At 47.4% G+C, this 9,457-nt stretch carries 4 protein-coding genes and 1 pseudogene; 4 read left to right on the top strand and 1 reads right to left on the bottom strand.

Annotation, left to right across the window (positions count from 1 at the left end; translation table 11 throughout):
- Positions 1-199: 199 nt before the first annotated feature.
- Entirely contained in the window at positions 200-1,126 is a 927-nt protein-coding gene (locus NDA06_RS20920) for a WGxxGxxG-CTERM domain-containing protein (RefSeq protein WP_348251838.1), read from the bottom strand.
- Positions 1,127-2,599: 1,473 nt separating this feature from the next.
- Here NDA06_RS20920 and NDA06_RS20915 point away from each other — a divergent pair.
- The 4 genes and pseudogenes from NDA06_RS20915 to NDA06_RS20900 form a co-directional block, all read left to right on the top strand.
- Positions 2,600-3,832 (top strand): annotated as a pseudogene (locus tag NDA06_RS20915) (glycosyltransferase family 1 protein); the annotation flags it as partial.
- A 284-nt stretch (positions 3,833-4,116) separates the two neighbouring features.
- The gene (gene glf / locus NDA06_RS20910) at positions 4,117-5,349 is read left to right on the top strand and encodes a UDP-galactopyranose mutase (RefSeq protein WP_190410070.1); all 1,233 of its coding nucleotides are present in this window, start codon (positions 4,117-4,119) and stop codon (positions 5,347-5,349) included.
- 249 nt (positions 5,350-5,598) lie between these two features.
- Positions 5,599-7,809 carry a family 1 glycosylhydrolase gene (locus tag NDA06_RS20905; protein WP_347277024.1) on the top strand — a complete coding sequence of 737 codons (2,211 nt, stop codon included), beginning with the start codon at positions 5,599-5,601 and terminating at the stop codon, positions 7,807-7,809.
- Between the two features lie 72 nt (positions 7,810-7,881).
- Positions 7,882-8,304 (top strand): STAS domain-containing protein, encoded by a 423-nt coding sequence (locus tag NDA06_RS20900; protein ID WP_190428803.1) that lies wholly within the window; start codon positions 7,882-7,884, stop codon positions 8,302-8,304.
- Positions 8,305-9,457: the final 1,153 nt, after the last annotated feature.

The following is a 9,457-nucleotide window of genomic DNA, read 5'->3' as shown; positions in this document are numbered from 1 at the left end:
TGAGTTTCTCGGCTTAAATCTCTAATAAATCTCATAAGTCTCTTGTTTTCTTGACTTTTGTTTTAGCTTATTCTACTTTTTATTATGTGTAATTTATTTTACATAAGCACTTATATATGAGTAAAGCCCTGGTTTACAGCCAGGGCTTTGTTGTTAGCTTTGGTTTTTAAAGACTTGCACGCCTTGGTTTAACGCTGGTTTAACGCTGACGTGCAGTTTCATGGTTCTGCTTGCGGAACAGATTAGCTAGACCGATTAGACCCAGCAAGCCTAACCAGCCCCAACTGGAGTTGCGATCGCCTCTTGCAGACTGAACTCCTTGGTAAGAAGTGGTGTCTGTAGTAGCGCCGTTGGGAGTTGTGCTACCGGGAACCGTAGTTGTATCTGAAGTAGTGCCTCCAGGCGTCGTAGTCGTGGCGTCAGGAGCAGTGGTAGTCCCTGTTGCACCCCCAGGCGTTGTGACGGTGCCGTAAGGAGCAGTAGAAGTCCCTGAAGTAGTGCCACCTGCACCCGTTGTCCCGGAAGTAGCACCTGCACCCGTGGTACCAGAAGTTGCGCCACCTGCGCCTGTGGTTCCGGCAGTTCCGCCACCGATGCCAGTGGTACCGGAAGTTGCTCCACCCGCGCCCGTTGTCCCGGCAGTTCCGCCACCGATGCCAGTGGTACCAGCAGTTCCGCCACCGATGCCCGTTGTCCCGGCAGTTGCGCCACCCGCGCCCGTTGTCCCGGCAGTTGCGCCACCCGCGCCCGTTGTCCCGGCAGTTGCGCCACCGATGCCAGTAGTACCAACAGTTCCGCCACCGATGCCAGTGGTACCGGAAGTTGCGCCACCCGCGCCCGTTGTCCCGACAGTTCCGCCACCGCCTGCACCTGTAGTACCAGCAGTTCCGCCACCGATGCCAGTGGTACCAGAAGTTGCACCGCCTGCGCCTGTGGTACCGGCAGTTGCACCGCCTGCACCCGTCGTACCAGAAGTTGCGCCACCTGCACCCGTACCAGTACCGGAAGCTGAACCACCAGCACCACCGCCTGTTTGGGCAACAGAAGGCAGAGTTAAGGGTAGAGCCGCTACAGTGAGGGCAAAGGTACTTGCAAAAAGAACTTTGGACAAATTAGAAGGTTTCATCGTAGTGGTTTTTCTTATTCTCTAGAACTCTGCGATTTGTTATTATTCAAAAACAGTCTTGTTAACTTCATGGGCAGCTAAATTACGAAGACTGGATATACTTCCCGCTCATGAAGTCCCGATCTAGGACGATCGTGGTTTAGAATACGGGTCTGGAATTACCAGAGCGTTTTGCTATTCTCCTCAGATGCGATCGCTCTTAGGAAGAATAACTGCCATCAGTTCTCTTTACTTCTACCAGAGGAACAGACCCACCTCTCCCTGAAGGATTGACTTTACTTTAAGCCAGTGTGTGCTTAAGAATACAAACAGTTCTATGGGGAGCTATGCTATGCTATGCTTCTCCCGATAGCACAGCAGATAAGCTTAGTGATTAGTTGAGACTGTGTCATCGAGGGGAAAATATTTTCCTTTCGTTATTAACTTTCCTTGGCTATTTTCCCCTTTCATCCATCTGCTTTACAGTTTCTCTGAGCAAGCGATCGCTCAACGCTCAGTTTGTAAAACAGAGTCAAGATTCATCACTCCCTTTGGGAGGTTCGCCAAATTCTCCTAGAGAAGTTACTATCTACTGTTCAGTAACTTTGCAGAAGGCCTTTCGAGGCAATTCCTCGAAGTATACTCCACGCTCAATAAAAATTATTAATATATTATTAAGGTTTTTATTTAAAGCCTAAATAAGATATTTTCTTTAGTAGCTTTAGCTATTAAAATACTTACGAAAAACTTTTGCACACCTTTTGTATTTGCTACTAAAGGTGATACATAAAGCATAAATTATATAAATTTAGTGCTGTATTTTTTTAGGATACAAGCATTTAATTCACCTTTATTCAATCCATTTAGAGCGATCGCTAAGCGCACAGCTTCGGCGAATATAACTCTTATTGAATAACCTAAAACGCAAGCACCTAAAATGATAAACCGGCGTAAAACAAATTACGTGAGATTACGTGCGCTCGTTACTGAAGCTACTACAGCCATCGAATAGGGATGCAATAATGCTGCTACTTGGAAGCATTGTCTTCTAAGTCCTGCAACCCACCCGCATCTCTTGTTTACTCCCATTAGAAGTCACTATACTTAGGTATTTTGTATTATTTAGCACAAACTAATTTAACATTAAATTTATTCTTTAGGAAGAAGTCGCGTCATTCCTCTGGTAGAAGCTAGAACTCAACAATAGCTATTATTTTTTTAGCAGTGGCAGCAAATTCCTTCTCCAGGCAGAAGCGGATGGTAATAAAACCCGATAAATTAAGCAGAAGTGCGAAGTCAATAAAACTGCTTTAGAGTCGCAAAAAGGGTAAACAAGGCAGGAAAACATCATTTCTAGCTGCTTTTTGTAGTTATAGCTAGGAATTAATTTTAAGTGTTCTTTTCACTTCAAGGCTTTCCACTTTGTTCTTCTTTGTGTGTAGGTAGGCGATTCTGAAAGCTTAAATCCAATCTACGAAATATCTGAGGCTATTTATGTCCCAGCCCAAAAATTTGATAAAGAATAGTGTGAGTAATGGTGGGGCATGGGAGATACAGTTCTCCATAAAAGATGCACTTGAGTCTCCCTCAGCGAGTGCATTTCCAACATTACAGTCGGATGGTTCTGATTCCTTGTCAAATACACCGGCGCTCATTTGTTTGTCGCATTTGCGTTGGGATTTTGTCTACCAACGACCGCAACATCTCTTGAGCCGCTGTGCAAAGCAGCGAAGAGTATTCTTCATTGAAGAACCGATTTTCAGTTCCGATCCATCTTGGCGGCTGGATGTTAGCCTCCGCGAGAGTGGTGTCTCGGTGGTGGTGCCTTACTTGAGCGAAGGAATGAGTGAGGAAGAAATCATTGCTGCTCAAAAGGGGATGCTCGATGATTTGTTAGCACAAGCGCAGATCCGCGAGTATATTCTGTGGTATTACACACCGATGGCAATCGCGATCGCAGACCACTTAGATCCTTTAGTCGTTGTCTACGACTGTATGGATGAGCTATCTGCATTTAAGGGAGCGCCACCCGTGATGATTGAGCGCGAAGCCGAACTCTTTAAACGTGCAGATTTGGTATTTACAGGCGGACAGAGCCTTTACGAAGCCAAGCGCAACCAGCACCCGAATGCCCACGCCTTCCCCAGTAGCATCGAGAGAGCGCACTTTGCACAAGCAAAAACTCTGACAGAGGAACCAGCAGATCAAAAAAATATTCCCCACCCGCGTCTGGGATTCTATGGGGTAATTGATGAGCGCATGGATCTGGAACTGCTGAGTGGAATGGCCCAAGCGCGACCTGACTGGCATCTGGTTATCATTGGCCCAGTCGTCAAAATAGACCCCAAAGAGCTGCCCCAACATCCCAATCTTCACTATCTGGGTGGGAAGTCTTATCAAGAATTGCCTGCATATCTTGCTGGGTGGGATGTAGCGTTGTTGCCTTTTGCTCGTAACGAGTCAACCCGCTTTATTAGCCCTACCAAAACTCCAGAATACCTCGCCGCTGGGAAGCCAGTTGTATCTACCTCGATCCGGGATGTCGTTCGTCCTTACGGAGAGATGGGTTTAGTGCAGATTGCAGATACCGTCGCAGATTTCGTCGCCGCAGCCGAAGCAGCAATCGAGCAAAATTACGATCGGTCGGCATGGCTGAGTCAGGTGGATGCTTTCTTAGCGCAGAATTCGTGGGATTCCACTTGGGCGCGGATGATGCAACTGATTGAGGGTGTAATGAACGACACGAGTGTATCTCAAGAATTGCGCGATCGCGTTGCCAAAACTTCAGCGTCTCAAATGGACGAGCGTGCAGGAGTTACCTCGGTTAACAAACCTCAACAAACATCCTGATCTAGTCCGCTCAAAGCGAATCAGGACTGGTTTTTGGTTGATTTTCTGACTTTTCAGTTTTTCAATTTTTACTTTCTACCCAAGGGTAGCCGTTTCATTTTTCCCTTACTCCCGTAAGGGTTTCACCGCCATATTTCTATTAAATAAGCGAGGCTTTTAGAATGTTCGATTATCTTATTGTGGGTGCAGGGTTCGCTGGAAGTGTCCTTGCAGAGCGGCTGGCGACTCAGTCGGGCAAGAAGGTTCTAGTGGTTGACAAGCGATCGCACATTGGCGGCAATGCTTACGATCATTACGATGATGCGGGCGTTCTCGTACACAAATACGGCCCTCACATCTTTCATACCAACTCCCGCGAAGTCTTTGAGTACCTTTCCAAATTCACCGAATGGCGCTCTTACGAACACCGCGTTTTGGCGAGTGTAGACGGTCAACTGGTACCCATGCCCATCAACCTCGACACCGTTAATAAACTTTACGGACTCAGTCTCACCTCCTTTCAACTCGAAGAATTTTTCGCCTCGGTTGCTGAGAAAAAAGAACAGATCCGTACCAGCGAAGATGTAGTTGTCAGCAAAGTAGGGCGGGAATTGTACGAAAAATTCTTCCGGAACTACACGCGCAAACAATGGGGAATCGATCCCTCGGATCTCGATAAGTCAGTCACCTCACGGGTGCCTACCCGCACCAATCGAGACGATCGATATTTCACCGATAGCTATCAAGCGATGCCATTGCACGGCTATACCCGGATGTTCGAGAAGATGTTGTCTCATCCGAACATCAAAATCATGCTGAACACCGATTATCGGGAAATTCAGAAAGTCATTCCGTACCGGGAAATGATTTACAGCGGGCCTGTTGATGCTTACTTCGATTACCGCTATGGAAAGCTTCCCTACCGTTCCCTTGAATTCAAGCATGAAACGCACAACAAGCCTGTGCATCAATCAGCGCCAGTCGTAAACTACCCCAATGAGCATTTATACACACGCATCACTGAGTTCAAGTATCTGACCGGACAAGAACACAGTAAAACTAGCATCGTTTACGAGTATCCCCAGGCAGAGGGAGATCCTTACTACCCAGTACCACGCCCAGAAAATGCCGAACTCTACAAGAAATACAAGGCATTGGCTGATGCAACGCCGGGGGTACATTTTGTCGGACGGTTGGCGACCTACAAGTATTACAACATGGATCAATGCGTGGCTCAGGCGCTCACGGTTCACAAACAGATTGGCACGAAACAAGAACCAATCACTTTAGAACCTGTGGAAGCGAGAAGCAACTACACCCAGAATGTTTCTCTCAGTGAAATCGTTGAACAACGCCCGCAGACAGAAGTTGCAACTACAAACGGAAACGGTCACGGAAAAGCCGTTAGTCATTAGTCAGTAGTCAACAGTCATTAGTCATTAGGATTTGCTAATGACTAATGCTTGCTTGAATCATTTTTACTGCCATGAACGATGAATAAAACATCGGAAACAATAGCCATGAGTCATGGGCTACTGACACTTCATGCACAAGTTATTCGGGGGTGAGGAATGATAAGAGCAGCCTTAAGTAAAGAACTAATCATTAGCAATTCTGAACGAACTCAAAACTCAAAGCCCAAAACTCAAAACTCTAAATTGGAGATGTGGGCTGGAGTAGAGTGTACCGTTAACCGCGTAGGCGATCGCTATTTCAACCAGTTGGAACGAAACGGTCACAAAACGCGCTTAAGTGACCTCAATTTGTTTGCCGAACTCGGCGTAAGTGCCATTCGCTACCCGATCCTCTGGGAATTAACTGCCCCTGATGGGCCAGATAGCGCCGATTGGTCTTGGGCGGATGAACGACTGGGACGTTTGCGCGAACTCGGTATCCGTCCCATTGTCGGTTTAGTTCACCACGGCAGTGGCCCTCGTCATACAAGCCTGGTGAATCCCACCTTTGCCCCTGGGCTTGCCCAGTTCGCCGAAGCCGTTGCCCAACGCTATCCGTGGGTGGAAAATTACACCCCTGTTAACGAGCCGCTCACGACAGCGCGTTTTAGCGGATTATACGGTCACTGGTATCCTCACGGTCGGGATAGTTTAACTTTCTTGCAGGCATTGCTGACGCAACTCCGCGGCACAATCCTGTCAATGCAGGCCATTCGCCAAGTTAACCCAGACGCAAAGCTGGTGCAAACCGAGGACTTGTGCAAGGTGTTCAGCACGCCACAGATGGCGTACCAAGCAGAGTTTGAAAATGAGCGTCGCTGGCTGAGTTTCGATCTGCTGTCTGGTCGCCTCAATCCCGATCGCCCGATGTGGCAATATCTATGTAAAGTTGGAATTCCTGAAGCTGAACTGGAGTGGTTTTTAGAAAATCCCTGTCCGCCAGACATTATTGGGATTAACCATTACTTAACGAGCGATCGCTTTCTGGATGAGCGCCTAGAACGCTATCCCCAGTGGACGCATGGGGGAAATGGGCGGCAGCAGTACGCAGATGTCGAGGCAGTGCGGGTGCGTGCTGAAGGAATCGCTGGACCCTACACGCTAATCAAAGAGACATGGGAACGCTACGGCTTGCCAATTGCGGTCACTGAAGTCCATCACGGTTGCACCCGCGAGGAACAACTGCGCTGGGTTAAAGAGGTGTGGGAAGCAGCAACCCGTCTGCGTTCCGAAGGCATCGATCTGCGGGCTATCACCGCTTGGTCGCTCCTCGGTTCTTATGACTGGACTAGCTTGGTAACAAAAGATAACGGTCATTACGAGCCTGGGGTGTTCGACTTGCGATCGCCCGAACCCCGCCCAACTGCGATCGCCCATATGCTGCGCGAGTTGGCACGCGGCGAGATGCCTCACCATCCCCTTTTGGATGTGCCAGGATGGTGGCATAGAAACCAGCGACTGCTCTATCCACCCGTTGCGGAGAGCAACGGCGCAGAGGCGCAGAGGCACAAAAACCCAGAAACGCACCTCAGTCCTCAGTACCTAAGCACCTCAACACCTGTCCGTTCTTCCTCACCGCGTCCGCTCGCCATTATTGGAGCGAGAGGCACGCTGGGGAAAGCTTTTGCTCGAATTTGCGACATCCGGGGTATCCCCTATCACCTCCTTAACCGTCAGGAACTGGATATTGCCGATCCTGCCTCGGTTAAGCGGGTACTGGCTGAACTCAAGCCTTGGGCGGTTGTAAATGCGGCTGGATACGTTCGCGTAGATGATGCGGAGCGCGAACCGGATGCTTGTCTGCGCGAAAACGCAGTTGGCCCAGCAACTCTTGCGGCTGCTTGCGCGATGCAGAAAGTGGCGTTGCTCACCTTCTCATCGGATCTGGTATTTGATGGAACTGGTGTTGCTCCTTATGTGGAGAGCGATGCTGTTGCACCGCTCAATGTGTATGGACGCAGCAAAGTAGAAGCTGAGTCGCAAGTTCTAAAGTTTCATCCCTCGTCGCTCGTCGTCCGCACCAGCGCCTTCTTCGGGCCGTGGGACGAGTACAACTTTATTACAATGGCGCTCCGCACCCTAGCGGCAGGAAAACCCTTTATTGCGGCAGAAGATTCGGTCGTTTCACCGACCTACGTTCCGGATCTGGTCAATGCCAGCCTTGACCTCTTAATTGATAGCGAGAACGGTTTGTGGCACATTGCGAACCCTGGTGAGAGTTCTTGGGCAGATTTGGCACGGTTTGCTGCAAAGAAAGCTGGTTTCGATGCTACCCGAATTGAAGCTTGTCCCATGCAAGCGCTGAGGCTATTGGCACCACGCCCAATCTACAGCGTTCTGGGCAGCGAACGAGGGGTACTGTTGCCGTCGCTGGAAAATGCGATCGCCCGCTACTTCCAAGAATCCAAAATTTCCCTGTAAAAATCGATACTTTAACCCACTCTAAGGTGGGCAGTGCCCACCTTAGTCCATTTACCCATTGAGGTTTTTAAGATGAACGTTCTTTTTAAAATTGTTAAATCCCCAGACATTTTTGATAGCTCTAGAGCAGCTCAGTTTCATCAAGAAATTGAGAATCTGATCGACGCAGGAGTCAAATTTGTTCTCCTCGATCTCAAAAATGTCACTTTTATCAGTAGTTCTGGCTTAATGGCTCTTGTTTCAATGGTGAGGCTTACCCGCTCCGCAGGTTGCAAAATTTTACTTTATTCCAAGAGCGAACAGGTTAGGATTTTATTGGAGATGACGGGTTTAGATCAGGTTTTGGAAACCTTTAATAAGTCAGAAGGATTTCAAAGTTTAGGAAGCTTAGCGCGAGCTAATGTTAATCCTATATCAGAAACCTTGTCAAAGTCAGCATATTCACCAAAGCTGAAATCTACCAGCTCGCCTGTCCAGCCTGCTTCGGCTCGTTAAATCGTTAAGTTTTCGCGATTCTTCTCCGAAATTGGAGCGTGTGTTCCTGAACGATGAACGCAGCAAAATTATTACTCTTTTGCTTCTAACAATGCCTGACAAGCGTTGTGCTAACGTATCCTACTCTTGAGAAAAGGTACGTTATCAATGAAGCAACAGTAATATACTCTTTCTGCGAACGGCAAATAACCCAATTTAATAACATCTCCCAATTTTCTTAATTGCAACCATCACAGTTATCCTGACATAACGCCGGATTTACAATTCTGACCAATCCAAATTTTTTCCATTAGCCAGAGAGAGTGCATTTGGGCGAATATCTTCGCTCACATCACTGGAAAAATCCCGCCATAAATCTTAACGATCTGCCGTCGATCGATTTGATTCTACTCTCGCAAATGCACAAAGTTCGTTTCGAGTGCATTGCCGAGCAAAAACTGAATACAAACATTCCCATCATATCTTCCCTTTCCGCAACTGCTACAATTAATAAAGAAGGGAGTTTAATGCAACCTAATCTGCTCAAAACTTGGAACCTTTAACTGTTACCAAGGGGAATGTTGATTTTTAGCTTAAGTCGATGCCTGGAAGACACGGGTCGATGCTCCTCACAGCCGTACTACCACCTGTTATGCGAGTCTGCTAAAGCTTCAACCTGCTTCTGGGAAGACGGCATTTCGTCTCTTTATTACTGGCAATACCTTCGCTAACCAACAACTGAAGGAAATTCCTCGACAGTATTCGGATATCGATTTGGTTTTGCTGCACTTGTATGGAACAAAAGCATTCGCAATTCGTCTGATAATCGATGCCAAGCAAGGCGTTAAGGCAATTCAATAAATTGTTCTTTCTACGCCATCCCAATTCACTCCAACGATTACACGAATTTTAAATCGTCGTTAGAGGATTTTATGCAAGCTATTACTGCAACGAAACTCAAACAAAAAGTTACGTATCTGAGTCACGATAAGACTTACAATTTTGAGGCGTCGATAACACAGTAGCCGGATATGTGGTACAGAGGTAACGTACCTCGATCCGGAAAAGATTGGCAAATGGATGTAGTAATAACGATAGGCATTACTTATCGTATTAATGGCATTAAACAGTCTTGGTTCTTAAACTGTATTTTTGCTAGAAAAAAATAACCTTA

Source organism: Trichocoleus sp. ST-U1, from assembly GCF_039961835.1.
Taxonomy (GTDB): domain Bacteria; phylum Cyanobacteriota; class Cyanobacteriia; order Cyanobacteriales; family FACHB-T130; genus FACHB-T130.
This window is presented reverse-complemented; position numbering and strand designations above follow the sequence as displayed.